The 19,141-nt window shown below is 53.1% G+C and carries 16 protein-coding genes; 10 read left to right on the top strand and 6 right to left on the bottom strand.

Annotation, left to right across the window (positions count from 1 at the left end):
* Nucleotides 1–15: 15 nt before the first annotated feature.
* Together tkt and tal are read right to left on the bottom strand one after the other, a co-directional pair.
* The gene (tkt, locus tag YERSI8AC_RS16985) at nt 16–2,031 is read right to left on the bottom strand and encodes a transketolase (RefSeq protein WP_159177153.1); all 2,016 of its coding nucleotides are present in this window, start codon (nt 2,029–2,031) and stop codon (nt 16–18) included.
* 39 nt (nt 2,032–2,070) lie between these two features.
* Nucleotides 2,071–3,018 (bottom strand): transaldolase, encoded by a 948-nt coding sequence (gene tal, locus YERSI8AC_RS16980; RefSeq protein WP_009288670.1) that lies wholly within the window; start codon nt 3,016–3,018, stop codon nt 2,071–2,073.
* A 356-nt stretch (nt 3,019–3,374) separates the two neighbouring features.
* On the opposite strand from tal, the gene YERSI8AC_RS16975 reads away from it, so the two are divergent.
* The 9 genes from YERSI8AC_RS16975 to YERSI8AC_RS16935 all read left to right on the top strand — a co-directional run bounded on the left by YERSI8AC_RS16975 (nt 3,375) and on the right by YERSI8AC_RS16935 (nt 13,640).
* Nucleotides 3,375–3,848, top strand: a complete 474-nt coding sequence (locus tag YERSI8AC_RS16975) for an RpiB/LacA/LacB family sugar-phosphate isomerase (protein WP_022522467.1) — start codon at nt 3,375–3,377, stop codon at nt 3,846–3,848.
* Nucleotides 3,849–3,941: 93 nt separating this feature from the next.
* Nucleotides 3,942–5,672, top strand: coding sequence for a dihydroxyacetone kinase family protein (locus YERSI8AC_RS16970; protein WP_159177151.1), 1,731 nt, complete (start codon nt 3,942–3,944; stop codon nt 5,670–5,672).
* A gap of 38 nt (nt 5,673–5,710) precedes the next feature.
* A complete protein-coding gene (locus YERSI8AC_RS16965; RefSeq protein WP_022522469.1) occupies nt 5,711–6,679 on the top strand; it encodes a sugar-binding transcriptional regulator in 969 nt (322 codons plus the stop codon).
* Nucleotides 6,680–7,113: 434 nt separating this feature from the next.
* On the top strand, nt 7,114–8,220 hold the full coding sequence (locus YERSI8AC_RS16960) for an MDR/zinc-dependent alcohol dehydrogenase-like family protein (RefSeq protein WP_159177150.1): 1,107 nt from the start codon (nt 7,114–7,116) through the stop codon (nt 8,218–8,220).
* Between the two features lie 58 nt (nt 8,221–8,278).
* Nucleotides 8,279–8,923, top strand: a complete 645-nt coding sequence (locus YERSI8AC_RS16955; protein WP_223828119.1) for a DUF2291 family protein — start codon at nt 8,279–8,281, stop codon at nt 8,921–8,923.
* 9 nt (nt 8,924–8,932) lie between these two features.
* Nucleotides 8,933–10,474, top strand: a complete 1,542-nt coding sequence (locus YERSI8AC_RS16950; RefSeq protein ID WP_052475594.1) for a sugar ABC transporter ATP-binding protein — start codon at nt 8,933–8,935, stop codon at nt 10,472–10,474.
* 25 nt (nt 10,475–10,499) lie between these two features.
* The gene (locus YERSI8AC_RS16945) at nt 10,500–11,597 is read left to right on the top strand and encodes an ABC transporter permease (RefSeq protein ID WP_223828120.1); all 1,098 of its coding nucleotides are present in this window, start codon (nt 10,500–10,502) and stop codon (nt 11,595–11,597) included.
* Nucleotides 11,598–11,675: 78 nt separating this feature from the next.
* Entirely contained in the window at nt 11,676–12,629 is a 954-nt protein-coding gene (locus tag YERSI8AC_RS16940; protein ID WP_009288677.1) for a D-ribose ABC transporter substrate-binding protein, read from the top strand.
* 105 nt (nt 12,630–12,734) lie between these two features.
* Nucleotides 12,735–13,640, top strand: a complete 906-nt coding sequence (locus YERSI8AC_RS16935; protein WP_035538220.1) for a ribokinase — start codon at nt 12,735–12,737, stop codon at nt 13,638–13,640.
* Between the two features lie 104 nt (nt 13,641–13,744).
* Here YERSI8AC_RS16935 and YERSI8AC_RS16930 read toward each other — a convergent pair whose 3' ends face one another.
* The 4 genes from YERSI8AC_RS16930 to YERSI8AC_RS16915 are packed head-to-tail and all read right to left on the bottom strand — an operon-like array spanning nt 13,745 to nt 17,560.
* Entirely contained in the window at nt 13,745–14,533 is a 789-nt protein-coding gene (locus YERSI8AC_RS16930; RefSeq protein ID WP_027959990.1) for an HpcH/HpaI aldolase family protein, read from the bottom strand.
* Nucleotides 14,530–16,056, bottom strand: coding sequence for a tripartite tricarboxylate transporter permease (locus YERSI8AC_RS16925; protein WP_159177146.1), 1,527 nt, complete (start codon nt 16,054–16,056; stop codon nt 14,530–14,532). The genes YERSI8AC_RS16930 and YERSI8AC_RS16925 overlap by 4 nt, the downstream gene beginning before the upstream one ends.
* A 4-nt stretch (nt 16,057–16,060) precedes the next feature.
* Complete coding sequence (locus YERSI8AC_RS16920; RefSeq protein WP_236557330.1) at nt 16,061–16,531, bottom strand: tripartite tricarboxylate transporter TctB family protein; 471 nt, start codon at nt 16,529–16,531, stop codon at nt 16,061–16,063.
* Nucleotides 16,532–16,561: 30 nt separating this feature from the next.
* The gene (locus tag YERSI8AC_RS16915) at nt 16,562–17,560 is read right to left on the bottom strand and encodes a tripartite tricarboxylate transporter substrate binding protein (RefSeq protein WP_236557329.1); all 999 of its coding nucleotides are present in this window, start codon (nt 17,558–17,560) and stop codon (nt 16,562–16,564) included.
* A 263-nt stretch (nt 17,561–17,823) separates the two neighbouring features.
* Between YERSI8AC_RS16915 and YERSI8AC_RS16910 the strand changes: the two genes are divergently transcribed.
* Nucleotides 17,824–18,846 (top strand): LacI family DNA-binding transcriptional regulator, encoded by a 1,023-nt coding sequence (locus tag YERSI8AC_RS16910; RefSeq protein ID WP_027959994.1) that lies wholly within the window; start codon nt 17,824–17,826, stop codon nt 18,844–18,846.
* Nucleotides 18,847–19,141 lie beyond the last annotated feature (295 nt).

Genomic DNA, 19,141 nt, shown 5'->3' with positions numbered 1-19,141 from the left:
GCCTGCTTTTAAGATTTAACCCAGCAGTTCATTTGCTTGCTTGACCACATTGTCGACGGTAAAACCGAAGTGTTTGAACAGATCACCTGCCGGGGCGGATTCGCCGTAAGTGGTCATGCCGATCACACGGCCGTCCAGACCTACGTACTTGTACCAGTAGTCGGCGTGAGCCGCTTCGATAGCGATACGCTTGGTCACCGCTTTGGGCAGTACGCTTTCACGGTACTCGGCATCCTGACCGTTGAAGCGATAGGCCGATGGCATGGAGACCACACGCACCGCTTTGCCCTGCTGCTCGAGTTCAGCGGCGGCATCCATCGCCAGGCCGACTTCTGAACCGGTGGCAATCAGAATCAGCTCGGGTGTTTCTGGCGTGCCTTCGCTGTCTTTCAACACCGGGTCTTTAAGAACATAAGCCCCGTTTTGAATCGCTGCCAACTGCGCTTTAGTGCGCTGCTGGTGGGGCAGGTTCTGGCGTGACAGCACCAGCGCCGTGGGGCCAGAGTGACGCTTGATGGCCGCATCCCAGGCGGCGGCGGTTTCCACCGCATCACAGGGGCGCCAGGTGTTTAGATTCGGCGTGGTGCGCAGGCTGGTGAGCTGCTCAATGGGCTGGTGAGTCGGGCCATCCTCACCCAGGCCGATGGAGTCATGGGTAAACACGTAAATCACCTGCTGGCCCATCAGCGACGCCATGCGGATCGAGTTACGCATGTACTCCATAAAGATCAGGAAGGTCGCACCGTAAGGCACCAGGCCGCCGTGGAGAGCGATGCCGTTCATGACCGCCCCCATGCCGAACTCACGCACACCGTAGTGCAGGTAGTTGCCGCTGGCGTCTTCCGGGGTGATCGCTTTGGCGCCTTTCCAGAAGGTCAGGTTAGACGGCGCCAGGTCGGCACTGCCACCCAGCAGTTCCGGCATTTGTGGGCCAATCACATTGAGTGCTTCGAACGAGGCTTTGCGTGACGCAATGGTCTCGCCATGCTCTTGGGCCTGCTCGATCAAGGCTTCGGTGGGCAGTTCCGCGGGTAACTGGCGCTTCATCCGGCGGGTGAACTCCCGCGCTTCCGTGGGGAAGGCTTCCGCATAGCGGGCAAACCGCGCGTCCCACGCCTGCTGAGCCGCTTTGCCCGCTTCACGGGCATCCCAGGCGGAGTAGATCGGCTCGGGAATATGGAAGGGCGCATGGGGCCAGTCGAGCTGAGTGCGTGCCAGGGCCACTTCGTCGTCGCCTAAGGGGGCGCCGTGGGCGTCTTCCTTGCCCTGCTTGTTGGGGGCACCAAAGCCAATGATGGTCTTGCAGATAATCAGGCTCGGCTTATCGTCGTGGCTCTTGGCCAGCTCAATAGCGGCTTTCACCTCTTCAGGCTTATGACCATCCACATTGGGCACCACGTGCCAGCCGTAAGCTTCAAAACGCTTGGCGGTATCGTCGGTAAACCAGCCTTCCACTTCGCCATCGATAGAGATGCCGTTGTCGTCATAAAGGGCGATCAATTTACCCAACTGCTGGGTACCGGCCAGCGAGGCCGCTTCGTGGGAGATACCTTCCATTAAGCAGCCGTCACCTACAAAGCACCATGTGTGGTGATCGACGATGGTGTGGCCGGGGCGGTTAAATTGCGCCGCCAGGGTTTTTTCCGCGATGGCAAAACCCACGGCGTTAGCAAAGCCCTGACCCAGCGGGCCAGTGGTGGTCTCAATGCCCGGCGCGTAGCCGAATTCCGGGTGTCCGGCAGTAGGCGAGTGCAACTGGCGGAAATTCTGCAGCTGTTCCAGGCTCAGCTCGTAGCCGCTGAGGTGGAGCAGCGAGTAAAGCAGCATGGAGCCGTGGCCATTGGAGAGCACAAAGCGGTCGCGATCGGCCCACTTGGGGTCTTCGGGATTGTGCTTGAGGTAGTCATTCCATAGCACCTCGGCGATATCAGCCATACCCATGGGGGCGCCCGGGTGGCCGGATTTGGCCTTCTGAACGGCATCCATGGACAGGGCGCGAATGGCATTGGCCAGCTCAAAACGGTTATTCATAGCAGTGATACCTTAGTTGTTATATTGAGTAGCGTGTCGTTAGGCGCGAGCAGTCAAGCGTTGAGCAATCAGCGACTCTAATGTTTGTTGGTCGCTGGCGAAGCGTCGGATCCCGTCAGCCAGCATCTCGTTGGCCATTGCATCTTGGTTATGCTGCCAACGAAAGCCAGCTTCTGATAGCGGTGTGAATGCTTTACGAGTGACGGTTTTCTGCTGGATTTTTGAGGCCACCTCTCCTTCCATGCTATCCAGCTGTTCTAGCAGTGCGGGAGAGATGGTCAGGCGATGGCAGCCCGCCAACGCTAATACTTGATCGGTGGTACGAAAACTTGCCCCCATGACGACAGTGTCATAATGACCAGCGGCAGCCCTCTCGCAAATCCCCTTTACAAATAGCACGCCAGGGTCTTCTTCTGGTGTGAACTGTTCACCTGTTGTCTTTTGATACCAATCGCTAACGCGGCCAACGAAGGGCGATATCAGGTACACCCCAGCATCAAAGCAGGCCTGTGCCTGAGCATCGCTGAACAAGAGTGTTAAGTTGCAGTTGATGCCTTCACGCTCTAATTGCTGAGCCGCACGGATCCCTTCCCAGGTAGACGCGAGCTTGATCAGCACACGGCTGCGGTTAATGCCCATTTTTTCATAGCGCTCAATCAGTTCGTAGGCCTTGTGAATACTGGCTTGGGTATTAAAAGAGAGGTGTGCGGACACTTCTGTCGATATTCGTCCAGGTACCACATTGGCAATTTGCCCGCCAATCGCAACCGAAAGTTGGTCAACTATTCGGCTCAGGTCGCTCTCATCACTACATGATTCAGCAAGCACCTTGTCGATCAACTCTTGATAACGAGGCAGTTCGAAGGCCTTGAGAATCAATGAGGGGTTAGTGGTAGCGTCCTGCGGTTGATAGCGCTTTATGGCATCCAAGTCGCCCGTGTCGGCCACGACCAGTGAGTGTTCGCGTAATCCATCCAGAAGCGACATTGCCTACTCTCCTTAAAAATGAACATTCTGTGTTCAAATGATTGTCCATTTAGACCGATTTAGTCAAATCAGCGTGCCACTGAAATCGATTTTAAGGTCATTGAACAAAAGTATAGTGCTTGGTAGATAATGCTTTATATCCATATAACTCTTTTATTATCAATATATTATTGATTGTTTCTTGGTTTTTATCCTGAATCCTCCAAAAAAATACAACTAGATCTTATGATCGGTGTGTTTACAAATGCTCGGTTAGTGATAGATTGAATAGCGTCAGTAGACGGCTGGCAACTGCGTGGTGGTTTTCATCGTTGTTAGTCGTCCGCGTTTCTATTTCCTAGAAAGGGAGAGCATGAATGTCTAGTGCGACGTCTTCTCTCAGAGTCGCCATTGGCGGTGATGAGGCCGCTTACGACTTGAAAGAGATTCTCATTGGTTATATCCGAGAGTTAGGCTACGAGGTTGAAGATTTTGGCACTTTTAATGCCCAGCCGGTGCTGTACCCCGATGTTGCCTTTGAGGTGGCTACGGCGATTAAGGAGGGGCGCTTCGATCGTGCAGTACTGGTATGCGGCACGGGAATCGGAGTGGCTATTTCTGCCAATAAGGTGCCCGGTATCCGCGCTGCGCAGGCGCACGATACTTACTCAGCAGCAAAGGCGCGCACCAGTAATAATGCACAGATTGTCACGCTGGGATCCAGAGTGATTGGGCCAGAGTTGGCTAAATCAATAGTGGCAACCTTTTTGGGCAGCAACTTTTCGGGTGGAAATTCCGAATTAAAAATAGCAAAGATTGACGAATATGAGTCTCGATTGAATACTCCGTAACCGTGGTATCGCTCATATTCGTCGACGCTGATTAATAACAACAGCATGCAAGCTGTGATCACGCAGTTTGGCCTCACTCCAGAGGATATAATAATGACACGCCTATTTAATGATCCAAATGATTTCCCTGAAGAAGCTCGTTTAGGTTTAGTAGCTGCTCATCGCGATAAGCTGATGGCTGTGCCGGGAGGTGTCGTACGCAGTACGCGCAGCCAGCCAGATAGTGTTGCGGTCGTGGTTGGTGGTGGTAGCGGCCATTACCCCACCTTTGCGGGATTGGTAGGGCAAGGGTTGGCCCATGGGGCGGTCATGGGAAATCTGTTTTGCTCGCCTTCTGCACAGCAAGTTTATTCCGTCGCCAAAGCCGCCAACAACGGCGGTGGTGTGCTGCTCTCTTTTGGGAATTATGCGGGGGACGTGCTGCATTTTGGTGAGGCGCGCGAGCGTTTGATTGCGGACGGTATTCCCTGTGAAATCGTGCTGGTCACTGATGATGTCGCCAGTGCACCCTTGGCGGAGATTGATAAGCGCCGGGGCATCGCAGGTGATCTAACCGTTTTCAAGGCCGCCGCCGCTGCAGCAGAAAAGGGATTATCACTGGAAGAAGTAGTTCAAGTGGCGAAAGAGGCAAATCGCTGCACGCGCTCTTTTGGAGTGGCGTTTGAGGGATGCACGTTACCGGGTGCAGCCGATTCGCTCTTTCATGTGCCCGAAGGCAGGATGGCCATAGGGCTGGGGATTCACGGCGAGCCGGGTATTAGTGAGACGGATATTCCTTCCGCAGATGGCTTGGCAGAAATCCTCGTTGCCCGATTATTGGAAGAAGTTCCTGACGGTATCAGACTCCAAGGAGCTCGGGTGGCACCGATACTCAATGGCCTGGGTACTATTAAGTATGAAGAGCTGTTCGTTATTTATCGCAAGGTTGACGAGTTGCTGCAGGAAGCTGGATTAAGCATTGTGGAGCCTGATGTGGGCGAGCTGGTGACCAGTCTTGATATGGCCGGGGTTTCGCTGACGTTGTTCTGGCTTGATAAAGACATGGAGCCGCTGTGGACCGCCGCTGCGGATGCGCCGGGCTATCGAAAAGGCAGCGTGACGCCAGCGCAGGCGCTGGATCCTGCCGAGGTAGAGGTGGTGACGCAAGATGAGATTCCCGAGGCTAGCGATGCCTCGCGAAAATTAGCGTGCGGCGTCGTTGAATCGCTCGAAGTGCTCGCAAATACGGTCAATGAAAACTGCGAGATGCTGGGCCAGATTGATGCTGTGGCTGGGGATGGTGATCACGGTATTGGTATGCAGCGGGGCAGCAGGGCTGCGCTTGAAGCGGCCAAAGAGGCTCTTGATGGCGGCGCGGGCGCGGAGACAGTGCTGCAGTGGGCTGGGCAGCGCTGGTCAGACGAAGCGGGCGGTACCTCTGGTGCTATCTGGCGGGTTATCTTAAAAGCGATGGGGGAGTCGCTTGGTAATGAGAAGCCGTTATCAGGACAGCGTCTTGCTGCTGGCGTGGTCAATGCTCGCCAGCAAGTCATGGCATTTGGTAAGGCTGAATTGGGCGATAAAACGCTTGTCGACGTGCTGGTGCCTTTTGCCGATGCCCTGTCGTGGGAGGCTGAGAAAGGCCAGGGAGCTTTGGCTTGCTGGGAATCCGCTGCACGCATAGCGAGTGAGGCTGCTGAGGCTACCAGGCAATTAATTCCCCGTGTTGGCCGCGCACGCCCATTGGCTGAAAAAAGCGTGGGTACGCCTGATGCCGGCTCTGTTTCATTGGCGCTGATTATTCAGGCGCTGATTCCTGTGTTGAAAAAGTGTCAAGCAAGCTGACATGATACATGCCCTTCAATAACCCCTGGATGCCGAGGATGAATGGTCAAGACGCTGCAGATATAGACTTAATGACAGAGATTTCAACGCTCTACTATGTGCAGGGGGAGACGCAGGAAGCGATCGCAAATAGGCTCGGGCATTCGCGTGTGCGAATAGGGCGGCTGCTCAAGCGTGCCCAGGCAGAAGGAATTGTCGATGTCCGAGTGCGCCTGCATCCCGCCGTTAGTGTTGAGATTGAGCAGGAGCTCAAACGGCGCTTTGGCCTGAAGCGAGCGTTGATTGCTCTGGATAATGCCGACCCGGATGTGCAGCGCTCGTCAGTCGCTAGCCTAGTGGCAGACCATCTGTCGCGTAGTTTGACCGATGGCCAGATCGTAGCCGTTGGCATGGGTCGTAACGTGGCCGCCGTGGCGGATAACGTTTTCCTGGCGGAGTCGTTGAAGGTTTCATTTGTGTGCGCAATTGGTGGCTCGCTGCGCGCAGGCGAGCATATGAATCCCGATCATATTTGTCGACGTTTGGCGAGTAGGTTTGGAGGTGATAGTGAGACGCTTTATGCCCCTGCGCTGGTACAGAGCGGTGAACTTAGGGATGCATTGTATGAAAACTCTACCGTGCGCCAGACGCTAGACCGGGCTCGCCGTGCGGATACCGCTTTGATTGGAGTGGGTGACGTAAGTGAAGACAGTAATATGGTGCGTATGGGGTGGTTTTCGGCCCAGGAAATTGCAGAAGCACGGCTCTCTGGAACCGTGGGCGATATGATGGGCTATGACTTTATCGATATCCATGGGAAGCCTTCCGCAACGCAGATGCAGGGGCGTGTGGTGGGACTTAATATACAGGATCTCACGCGTATTCCAGACGTTATTGCTATCGCCAGTGAAAATACTAAAGCGGTTGGGATACTGGGGGCGCTGCGTACCGGGGTTATCGATACCTTGGCGACTAGTGTCACTAACGCGCACACCATTCTGCGTCTCGATGAAGCGACTACCGGGTAAGTGCGCGCTTGATTTGTATTCAAAATCTAGGATTTCTCGGCACCTTACGCTTAGGTCGGCCCAACTTCCTCTGTTGCATTTATTGGCTTTTCTTGGGCATGTGGGCACTCTTTGGCATGCTTGGTTTCCCCCTTGTCCCTCGCTCCGATGTCAGTGATATTTGGCGGGTGCTTGTACATTTGTACGATGCTGGAACATATAGCATGGCTTTAAGTGATGCTTTCGCATGGCCGTAATAATAAATAGTTTCCATTTTTAAAATTTAAATATAAAAAACAGCCAATTATGCTATTGGTCTAAAGTATAAGATTAGAAAATTCCATTATGGATTGACTCAGCTATGCTTAAAGCAGTTAATTCATATGTACACAACAAGATCTTTTGTAAAGCGTGCGCCGCTAGCCAAGCAATACAAGATATATTAGGAGTGAGTAATGCATAACGCCGATAACAACAATCACACCGAACTGCCTCTGACCATGCAAGCCGTCGTAGCCTACGCGCCTGGTGATTATCGTCTTGAAGAGGTGGGCGTGCCGAAGGTGGGAGAGGGTGAAGTCCTGATAAAGGTTGAAGCGTGCGGAATCTGCGCAGGCGATCTCAAAGCCTATGAAGGCGCCCCCAGCTTTTGGGGAGACGAAACCCAGCCCGCTTATATCAAAGCACCGATGATTCCAGGCCATGAGTTTATTGGTCATGTGATGGCTTTAGGAGAGGGTGTTAAAAACCTTGAGGTCGGTGATCGCGTTATTTCCGAGCAAATCGTGCCTTGCTGGGAGTGCCGTTTCTGTAACCGTGGGCAGTACTGGATGTGCGAAAAGCACGATGTGTATGGATTTCAGCACAACGTAAATGGCGGTATGGCTGAATATATGGTCTTTCCTAAAGAAGCCATTAATCACAAGTTGCCAGATGAGATTCCAATGGAGAAAGCGGTTCTTATTGAACCCTATGCTTGTTCGTTACATGCCGTTAAGCGTGCGCAGATTGAACTGGGAGATGTGGTTGTCCTCTCCGGGGCAGGCACCTTAGGGCTAGGAATGATCGGTGCGATCAAAAAGTCCGGGCCTTCCAAGCTGGTCGTACTGGATCTCAATAACAAGCGCTTAGAACTTGCTAAACAGTTTGGTGCTGACATTGTCCTGAATCCCGCTGAAGTCGATGTTATTGACTACGTTAAAGGCATAACGGAAGGCTATGGTTGCGATATCTATATTGAGGCGAGCGGTGCGGTACAGTCGGTAGAGCAAGGTCTTTATATGATCCGTAAATTGGGTCGCTTTGTCGAATTTAGTGTATTCAAAGAGCCAGTGACTGTTGACTGGAGCATTATTAGCGATCGTAAAGAGCTGGATGTACTGGGTGCGCATCTAGGCCCTTATTGTTACCCACCTGTCATTGAAGGCATTGGTAATGGTGATTTCCCAACGGACCATGTGGTGACCCATAAGCTGCCGTTAGCCGAATTTCATCAAGGGCTAGATCTAATGCGCAATGACCCTAACGCGTTAAAGGTTGTGCTTATACCTGGCGGGAAGTAGGTAGTGGAAGTTTCTTATTTATAACTTATTTATAACTACAATGATAACCGGAGTGATTATGTCGGCGACATTAAATTCGGTGCCCGGTGATAAGCGTATCAGGGCCTATGTGGCAGCTGCTTTTGCTTTAGCGCTGGTTGCACTCATGGCGCTTGATACTAAAGTCATTAGTCTTACTGAACTTGAGAGCGCGGTGGGGTTTTCACCACAGCAATTTGCTCAGGAAACATTTCCAGAGATCCAAGCGTATGTCGAGAATAACGCTGTAAATGCATCGGTATTGGCGCCAGAGGTTCTCCAGGATGCCGGAGCGGCAGGTGAGAAATACGGCGTCGCTGCCGGCATTGGCCATATTGTGCCGGTCTCTTTATCTGGAGTTGCTGTAGAAAGCCGGGGGGGCGTTTACACCCTAGAGGTTGCCGATGTGCCTTCAGATATCGTCATTCGTGTGCAAACAGGCCCAGCCATTAATGGCACTACGCTGAGAGATACAACCGGCAATATTCAATTTGGCGACTTTACCAATCAGATTGAGTACCAAGATGTCGGCGCAGCGCTCAATGATGAAATGAAGCGTCAAGTGCTTGCGGATATTTCCGGACAAGAGTTAACCGGAAAAACGTTAGAGGTAGTTGGCTCTTTTACCATGATAAATCCCAAAAACTGGCTAATTACGCCGGTGAGTATAGCGATCATTGAGTGAGGGGCGGCTATGAGTATCGATACATCAACAGTGGAAGTGGCTCCGGTGATTCTTTCTGCACGCAATATCGAAAAGCGTTTCGGTGCCGTGCAAGCCCTCAAAGAAGTGAACTTCGATATATATCGAGGACAGGTGACAACGCTCTTTGGCGAAAATGGAGCGGGTAAATCTACGCTGATGAAAATTTTGTCTGGTGTCATTGCTCAGACGGCTGGGGAGATTGTATTGGAAGGAGAGAGCGTCAGCTTTTCTTCACCGTCGGATGCTGAAGCGCTGGGGATTACCATTATTCATCAGGAGTTGAGCTTGGCCCCTAACCTGAATGTGCGTGACAACATTTTTATGGGGCGTGAGCTGACTAAAGGAAGAGGCAGCGTCGACTATAAAGAAGAGGCACGTCAGGCTGAATTGTTAATGGAGGAGCTGGATGAACCGATCCACCCTCTTACCCTGGTCGAAGATCTACGGGTGGGGCAGCAACAAATCGTTGAAATCGCGAGAGCGCTGTCCAAGAACTCTCGCATTTTGATTATGGATGAACCGACTTCCGCATTGAGTGCCACGGAAGTCGAGACGTTATTCAAAGTCGTCCAGGATCTCAAAAACAAGGGTGTGTCGATTGTTTATATTTCTCACCATTTGGAGGAGGCGCTGCAGATTACCGATCATGCCGTTGTTCTCCGTGATGGGGTCATGACTGCTTATGCCCCACGTAGTGATATCGACCTGCAGTGGATCGTCAGGCATATGGTAGGAGAGAGTTTCGACCTTGGCTCACCGCCCACAGGGTATGAGCAGGGCTCCACCGCGCTCTCTATTCAGAACCTTTACATAAGCGACGATAAAGTGGCAGGTCGCTATGTTGTTGAGGATCTTTCTCTTGATGTGCGCGCAGGCGAGATTGTCTGCATTTATGGGCTAATGGGCGCTGGAAGAACTGAGTTATTGGAGTGTGTGGCAGGGCGAACCCGGCAGTCCAAGGGAGATATCTTGCTCAACTCAACTGACGTATCCCATTACAACATTGCACAGCGAATCGAGAGAGGGTTGGTGTTAGTGCCTGAGGATCGCCAGCGTGATGGGTTAGTACCCACCCTGTCAGTCGGTAGAAATCTGTCGCTAGCCAGTATTCATGCGTTTACTCGCAAGGGGCTTACTTCTTCCAGCTTGGAGGCAGAAATGATTAATTCAGCTATCGATAAGGTGCACATTAAAACAGACGGCGGGGAGGCTTCCATTGGTTCATTGTCTGGCGGTAACCAGCAAAAAGTGGTGATCGGTAAGATGTTGGCTACCCATCCAGACGTCATCATACTTGATGAGCCAAGCCGTGGTATCGACGTGGGTGCCAAGGCCGAAGTGTTCAAGTTATTGAGCCAAGGGGCTCGGCGGGGGTTGGCGGTTGTCTTTACAACATCTGAAGTGAGCGAGTGCTTGAGTATTCCACACAGAGTGCTGGTGATGAGCAAAGGACGGATCTCCGCTGAATTCAAACCGGGTGTAACGAAAGATGAAATTATGGCTGCTTCGGGCGAATCAGTTGCTGCATGATTATTCAATCGGATAGGTAATGACTATGTCTCATCACAACAATAACGCGTTACAAGTTGAAAAAGACAGTATCGATATCGTCAAGATTTTGCTGGAAGGTAGGGCTTTTTTTGCATTAATCGTGATCATTATTGTCTTTTCCATACTCTCGCCTGTTTATTTTTCAACGGGTAATTTTTTAACCATGTCTTCGCATGTGGCTGTTTTTGGCTTGCTAGGCATTGGCATGCTGTTTGTCATTCTGACTGGCGGTATCGATTTATCGGTTGGCTCTACGTTGGCACTTTGCGGAGTGTTCGCGGGTATGTTGTTAGAAGGGGTGGAGATTGAAGCGTTTAATTTGGCTTTCTTTCCTTCAGTGTGGGTCGTCGTGGTCCTTACCTGCTTACTGGGCGGCCTCGTGGGGGCTATCAATGGCGTATTAGTTGCCTACTTCAAAGTGCCTGCTTTCGTGGCCACACTGGGCATGTTGTATGTCGCGCGTGGAGCCGCACTGCTGCTAACCGATGGGTTAACGTTCAATAGTTTAAGTGGTGACCCTACATTAGGTAATACTGGGTTTGAATGGCTTGGGTTTAATAAACTATTCGGTATACCTGTAGGTGTTTTGATTCTCTTTTGTGCTGCGGTTATTTGCATGTTGGCGCTCAGTCGTACGCCGTTTGGCCGGTGGATTTACTCTACCGGTGGCAATGCGCGTGCTGCAGAGCTATCAGGGGTGCCCGTCAATCGCGTTAAGCTCTCCGTCTACATTATTTCCGGCGTGTGCGCAGCCCTGGCTGGGATTGTGCTTGCCTCACAGTTGACCTCTGCTGGGCCTACGGCAGGTACTACCTATGAGCTGACAGCGATTGCTGCTGTTGTTATCGGTGGCGCCTCACTGATGGGGGGACGTGGCACGGTTCGAAATACTTTATTGGGCGCATTTGTAATTGGCTTTCTCGCCGACGGTCTGGTCATCATCGGTGTGTCTGCTTATTGGCAAATGGTCTTCACGGGTAGCGTGATTGTCTTTGCTGTCATGTTAAATAATGTCCAATACAGTGCTAAACACAAGTCCTCTCAACAAGCCGAGAAAACGACAGAAAGTAAGCGTGAAGGTTCTAGAGCAAGTGCTACTTAACGTAGCATTGCTTAGAAGTGTGGCCTGCTCAGGTCTACCGATTCAAAGACCAACAATCATAACTATGAGGTAATAATCATGCTTCCAAAAAGTAAAAAAGTGCTTTTTACAGCTCTCGCCAGTGTCTCGATGCTCTTTAGTAGCTCTATAGTTGCTCAGGACAAGGGACTGATCTCAATTATTGTCAATGATATGTCAAATCCCTATTGGCAAACGGAAGGAACAATTGCTGAGCGTACAGCAGAAGAATTGGGCTATGATGCAAATGTAAGTTCCCATGTGGGTGACACCAACACTGAAAGCAATCAGGTCGATACGGCAATTACCAATGGGGCTAAAGCAATCATTCTCGACCCTGCTAATGCGGACGGTTCCATTGGCGCTGTGCGAAGAGCAATCGAGGCGGGAATTCCGGTATTTATTATTAACGCTGAGATTAACCAGCAGGGATTGGCCAAAGCGCAACTGGTTTCCAATAATGCGCAAGGAGCCGCGTTAGGAGCGCAACAGTGGGCAATGCAACTAGATGGCGAGGGATCCTATATAGAGTTAAAGGGACCCCCTTCTGATAATAATGCTGCGACAAGATCCAATGGCTATGAGACGGTGCTTAGCCAATACCCCGATCTTAGCCTTGCTGCGTCTGACATCGCTAACTGGGATCGGACGGAAGGGCGCAATAAAATGCAGAGCATGCTCCGTTCTCATCCTGATATTCGAGGCGTCATTAGTGGTAACGACGAAATGGCCTTAGGTGCCATTGTGGCTCTAAAACAGGAGGGGCGGCTAGACGATGTAATAGTAGGTGGTTTTGACGGTTCACCAGATGCTGTTGATGCGGTTCGCTCGGGTGAACTGGCCTATACCGTTCTACAGCCGGTGGCCGTATTTGCAGAACATGCAGTAAAAATTGCTGATCATTATATTAATACCGGAGAAACAGGGTTGGATAGTGAAAAACAGCTTTATGACTGTTTCCTTATTACTCAAGATAATGTAGATAGCTATACCTCCCCCTTTGTGTTGGAATAATAGGTTTTAGAAGAGTAAGCGTTAGAAGAGTAGGTGTTAGAGGAACTTGCCTAGAGGCCAGTCAGCTTTAAAGCTGGCTGGCTTTTTGAATAAGAGGGGGTGTCAATGATCTTTAATTTTGGTTCCATCAATATCGATTATACTTACCGTGTACCCTATTTTGTCCGCCCTGGCGAAACCTTGGAAAGCGGTGATTATAATATTGGGTTAGGTGGAAAAGGCGTCAATCAGTCACTGGCAATAGCGCGTGCCAAAGGAAGGGTGAGTCACTGGGGGCGAGTTTCATCGATAGATGCCTGGGTGACCAGTGAGCTTGAGTCTGCGGGTGTTGGTGTGAAAGATGTCGAATTGACCTCAGAGCCAAGTGGGCATGCCATTATTCAAATTGACGCACTGGGTGAAAACGCTATTCTTTTGTTCTCTGGCGCCAATCATGGTTTTACGCAGGAGAAAATGACGGCTCTTATTGCGCAAACCGCTCCTGGCGACACAATACTTATTCAGAACGAATGTAACGGGCTTGATCAGCTTATTCCATTAGCAGTGAGCCACGGCTGCAAGGTGATATTTAACCCAGCACCAATGACCTCGAAGGTATCATCACTCCCTCTAGACCAATGTGAACTGCTTTTTTTTAACCGTACAGAGGCCGCCGCTTTATTAGAGATGCCGGTAGAGTCGAGCGCCGCAGATTTGCTAAGGCGTTGTAAAGAATCGCTTGGCGATGTCGAGGTGGTTCTTACCCTAGGTAGCGAGGGGGCTTGGTATCAGCGCAGCAGTGAGACTCTTTTTCAATCGGCTTTAAAGGTAAAGGCCATCGATACAACGGCCGCAGGCGATACCTTTGTGGGTTACTTCCTTGCCGCTAGGCAAGCTGGCCTAAAGCCTTCACAGTGTTTGCAAAGGGCAACAGCGGCGGCTGCCCTGGCGGTTCAAAAACGCGGCGCTGCCAGTAGTATTCCAATGGCGGAAGAGGTTGATAGATTGATGTGTCAACAAGAAGCGCTATAGAGTGCGGCAGCGATTTGTTTTCAGCATTATCTTAATCACTTTATCTTAGCGTCTTCAGAAGGCCGGCGGCAGTGACGCCCCGGCCACTAAGGACCATATCCGAATCAGGATCCTCCGAAATCAGCGGATTGTTCACGCCATAGTGCCGCCTCGTGGCGTAGGGTGCTGGCGAGCAGTGCGATGTCGTTGGGGCCGGCCACGAAGCGGTAGCCACTATTGGTCAGAGTGGTGACATCGCGACCGGGCCCGGTGATGGTGCCCATCCAGCGCCCGCTATTGGCGATGCGGCGCTCAAGATCCTCAATCAGACTGCGTACCTCGGGTGCCTCGAGACGTTCGAGCAAGCCCATTGAGCCCGCCAGGTCGTTGGGGCCGATGAACAGCATGTCTATGCCATCGACCTCGGCGATCGCCTCGACGTTATCTGCCCCTTCAGTATGCTCGATCTGGGTGATCAACAGCAGGTCATCGTTGGCTTGACTGGCGTAATCACTGAAAGCGCCGTAGCCTGAGGCGCGTACGATAGGAGCCGCATAGCCACGCTGTCCATGAGGAGGGTAGCGGCAGGCATCGACGATAGCTTGAGCCTGTGCGGCGCTATTGACCATCGGCACCATGATCGAGCGTACCCCCATATCCAGGATCTTCTTCAGGTAGGTGGGGTCGTTGGCGGGAATGCGTAAAACCGCTTCACCACCTGCTGCTTCGATGGCGCGAACTAGATGCGCGGTATGCTCGAGGCTGGAGACACCGTGCTCGTTGTCGATCAGAATGGTTTTCCAACCGGCCCAAACGGCAATTTCGGCTAGTTCGGGGCTGGCGCTTTCCAACCACAGGGCGCTAATGGCTCGACCCTGCTTAAGGGCAAGTTTGGTACGGTTGCGATGGCTCATGGATAGGTTTCCGTTTCCGCAGAGGGGCTAGGATGGCGACGACGCTGAACACTCTCATAGATACCGCGAGTCAGCAGCAACGCCCAGAGCAGCAGGGTGAGTGTGCCTAGCGCCGCCGCCCAGGGGCGATCGAAGAAGGCCAGCAAGTCGCCTTGGGCCTTCATCATCGATGTCATGAAGTTTTCCTCGACGATTGTGCCGAGAACGATACCCAGTATGGCGGGCGCTAGAGGAAAGCCATTGGCCTCCATGGCGTAACCCAGGACACCCAGCGCCAATACTGTCCAGATGGCAATGACCGAGTTGGTAATGGCGTAAGCTCCCACCAACGAGAACAGTAGTACACAGGGCATGAGGACCCGACGCGGGATACGTACCACCTGACTGGAAGCCATGATCACCAACAGGCCAGCAGGGATCATCGCGAGATTGCTTAGTGCGAAGGCGCCGTAAAGGGTATGTACCAGTTCTGGTGACTCGGTAAATATCTGCGGCCCAGGTGACATCCCGTTGAGTAGCAGGATGCCGATGGCAATAGCCGTGACGCTATCGCCGGGGATACCGAACACCAATGCTGGCGTCCAGGCGCCACCGATAGCGGCATTGTTGGCGGAGCCACCATCGGTTACGCCCTCAATGTACCCCGTACCGTAGCGTTCGGGATGGCGCGAGAAGCGCCGTGAAATCGCATAACAGATCCAAGCGGCGATATCTGCCCCGGCGCCGGGCAGCGCGCCGATCAGGGTGCCAAGTACGCTGGAGCGGGCGATGTTGCGCTTGAAGCGGCGCAGTACGAGCGCTGCCTCACGCAGCGCTTTGGAAAATGACTCTTGTACTGCATTGGCAGGTTGGTCGCGATGTCCTATCTGTGCACTGCGCAGAATCTCGCTGAGCGCAAACAGGCCGATGATGGCGGGAATAAAGCTAATGCCATCGAACAGTTCGTAATTGCCGAAGGTGAAGCGTGGATGGCCGACGGCGACATCGATGCCGATAGTGGCGATAAATAGGCCGAGGAAGAGGCTGGAAAAGCTCTTGGCGACGCTACCGTTACTAGTTAGTACCGCGCAACTCAGTCCTAGGCAGGCCAGCCAGAAGGTTTCGAAGCTGGAAAACTGCACTGCGACACGGGCCAACTGAGGGGCAATGAGCGCTAGAAGGGCGACACCCACCAGGCCTCCAATGCAGGCGGCGAACAATGACACCATCAGCGTCGAGCGGGAGCGTCCTGCGCGTGACAGGCGGTAAGCGTCCTCGACGTAGGCCGCGGAGGCGGGCGTGCCGGGGATACGCATCAAGGTGCCGGGTACGTCGCCAGCGAAAATCGCTGTGGTAGTTGTGGCGACAATGGCGCTGATGGCGATCAACGGATCCATGAAGTAGGTAAAGGGCACCAGAAGGGCCACCGCCATGGTAGCGGTTAGGCCCGGCATGGCGCCGATGAAAGTGCCATAGAGCGTACAGGCGGCGATGACCGCTAGAGACGCTGGACTGAATAGGGCAGTAAGGGTCGAGGCGCTCATAGCGTCACCATGCCATTGGTGTCAGCAGGCCCCAGGGGAGCGGGACGCGCAGCAGTGAATAGAACAGCAGATGCACGCTGATCACCAGGGGTAGCGCTAGCAGCACTGCGCCCCCAGCACGCATCCCGAAGATCAGGGCTGTGGCGGAGACTGCCATTAAGGAAGCAATATGAAAGCCCAGGGGGGCGAGCAATAGGCCATAGCCGAGTATCACGATCAGCAGGGCCAGGGGGCGTGCCGCCATCCGCCAGCCTGTTTGCCGAGGCGGCATCGTCGAAGTGCTCGGCGCCTTCCGCCGCCCCCGCGACCCAAAGCCGATTAGCGCTCCGCAAACTATCAGGCCAATCGCCGCGATAGAGGGAAACAGGCCGGGGCCGTACTCCAGCCCGGCCAGGGACGGGAAGGTTGAGGCGCGCCAGAGCACCAGTGCGCCGAAGAGAACCAGTAGGCTCCCCGACAATCGATCATTGCACATGAACACCTCCTGCTTATCAATCGGCCTCGCTTATTTGGCGAGGCCGATCGCTTCGACCACTTCGCCCAATTGACGATCAGCCTCAGCGAGGAGTTGAGCGGTCTCGTGACGATTTTCGAACACTACCTGAGTGCCACTGCTGCGCTTGAACTCGGCCCAGGCTTCACTGTTGATAGCTGTCTCGATTGCTTGCTCGTAGGTGCAGGCGATCTCGTCCGGTAGACCGTCAGGGCCGCTGACCGTCACAAAGGCACTTAGTGTCCATCCACTCTCCAGTGTGTCAGCTGTCAAAGGGACTTCAGGCATCTGTTCCATCGGAGTATCGCTCATGTAGCCCAGCGCCTTTAGTTCCCCCTGTTCGATCAGGTTGCGGGCCTCAGCGAGTGAAGGTGTCGCAACATCAATGCCCCCTGCCATCAGTTCCTTGAGTGCAGGCCCAGCACCTTGGCTGGGGATCCAGCGAATGGCGTCGGGAGCCAGTCCTTCGGCCTTGAGCATACCGGCTAGGGCGAGATGCCAGATGCCGCCCTGGGCAGTTCCCGAAGCGGTCAATTCTCCGGGGTTCTGGCGTGCCTCGTCGAGTAGATCCTCAAGCGTTTCGTAGGGTGAATTATTTTGTACCACTACCCCAGGCGAGCTGCGGTTAATCAATGCGATGGGCGTGATGTCCTGGTAGGTCAGCGGTGTTAGGCCGAGCCAGTGCATGGTGTCGATCTCGACAGTGGCGGCACCAATGGTATAGCCGTCAGGTTTGCCTCGCGCGAGTGAGGTGTGGCCTACAACGCCGTTTCCACCGGTACGGTTGACGACGTTGAAGGGCACGCCCATTTCTTCTTCGAGCAGGCTGGCCAACCGACGTGCATTGGCGTCGGTGCCGCCACCGGTACCCCAGGGAACGATGAAGGTAACGGCTCGTTCGGGCTGCCAGTGACAGGTTTCAGGGTTATCGGCTGAGGCGGAAGTAGCTGCCAACGAGGTCCATAGGGCCAGTGAGATAGTCATTATTGTTGTCGAATTTGTGCTCATCATGCTGCGTGCTCCTGGCAGTGGCGAGGGATATTGACGGCGTTTTTTGATAGTTGTTGGGATGCCTTCATTGTCATTTTTTACCTAGTTCAATCGATTGAATAAATACAACTTTGGTCGTTATAGAATTGGAATTCCGTGTTTACGAGGCTTGCGATATCACTAAAAAAGCCGCTATGAGAGTATGTTGCTCATAATTCCAAAAGGAGGCTGGCGCACTAGATCGCGTTCCGTCGCCTATAAATCATGGGAGTTGAGTTTTTTATATGGCAAGTCGTCCGACACTTAAAACTATCGCCGATCAGGTAGGCGTCACCGTTTCCGCAGTATCATTAGCCCTGCGTAATGATCTGCGAATTTCCCAAGCGACGCGGGAGCGTATACAACAGGCTGCGAAGGAGCTGGGTTACGTCTATAACCGGCATGCGGCGGGGTTGCGGAGAGGCGATAGCGGCACTGTAGCGGTATGCCTTAATGATCTGAGCAACCCCTTTTTCACCGAATTCCTTGGGCATATGGAAGCGCGCTTCCGCGAGGCGGATCGCATGATGCTGTTCTGCCATGCCCATGAAACACCATCGATTCAGGCGCGCTTCATTCGTCAGATGGCCGAGCATGGTGCCGCGGGGCTGATTTTAGTGCCTGTCGCCGGTACCACCCGAGAAGATCTTGATGGGCCGCAGGTAAGGCATCTACAGGATTTTCCGCTGGTGCTGATTTCCCGGGATGTCGCTGATACAAGTTTCGATCGAGTCATCAACGACGATGTGCTAGGCATCCGTCTTTTATTCGAACACTTATATGAAGCAGGGCATAGGCGCTTTGCTTGGTTGGGTGGTGGCGGTGATACGTCCACTGCCCGTGATCGAGAATGCTCCTTCCGGCAGCAGATGGATGCTGCCGGTTTGCCTGTCACCAGTGATTCGGTTCACCACGGGCCAACGACACTGGAATTCGGTGACGCCATGCTAAAGCGGCTGCTTGCGATGCCGGAACCACCGACCGCAATTATGTGTTTTTCGGACATTATCGCCTTTGGTGTGCTGGCGGCGTGCTACCGGCATGGGGTGCGCCCAGGTGTGGATATTTCTGTCACCGGTTTCGATGATATGGCTGCGGCCGCCTACTCGGCACCAGCATTGACCAGTGTGCGGGTGCGCACTGACCTAATTGGCCAGTGTGCCAGTGAGTTGCTGCTTTCTCGTATGGCGGGGGAGCAATTTCCGCCGGTTCGGAAGGTAATACCGCCCGAGCTGGTGGTGCGGGCGAGTACCGGGCCGGCAGCATGAGCTTTGCACTCACCTGACCTCCGCTACGGCGAAGATAGCGGTGATGGTAACCGAACGTCCTTAAATGGACGCCTATCGATCCGATCCTGCGCTACCCAACCCAACCCAAGAGACAAACCCAACCTAAACCTACACCCATGATGCCCACGTTATCAGCGTTAGGGCGTCACTTTGGGTCAGCCTCATGAGTTGAAAAGGCTTGAGTTACTTTGCAGCAAAGAGCCTAAACGGCTAGTTAAGCGTCAACCGTCTATGAATTGACTCAGGTAGCGAGCTAACATTCAGATTGCCCGCT

Origin of the sequence: Halomonas sp. 113, assembly GCF_904067645.1 — a bacterium.
In the GTDB taxonomy this organism is placed as follows: domain Bacteria; phylum Pseudomonadota; class Gammaproteobacteria; order Pseudomonadales; family Halomonadaceae; genus Vreelandella; species Vreelandella titanicae.
The sequence above is the reverse complement of the archived record's forward strand: the minus strand, read 5'-3'. Positions and strand labels throughout refer to the sequence as shown.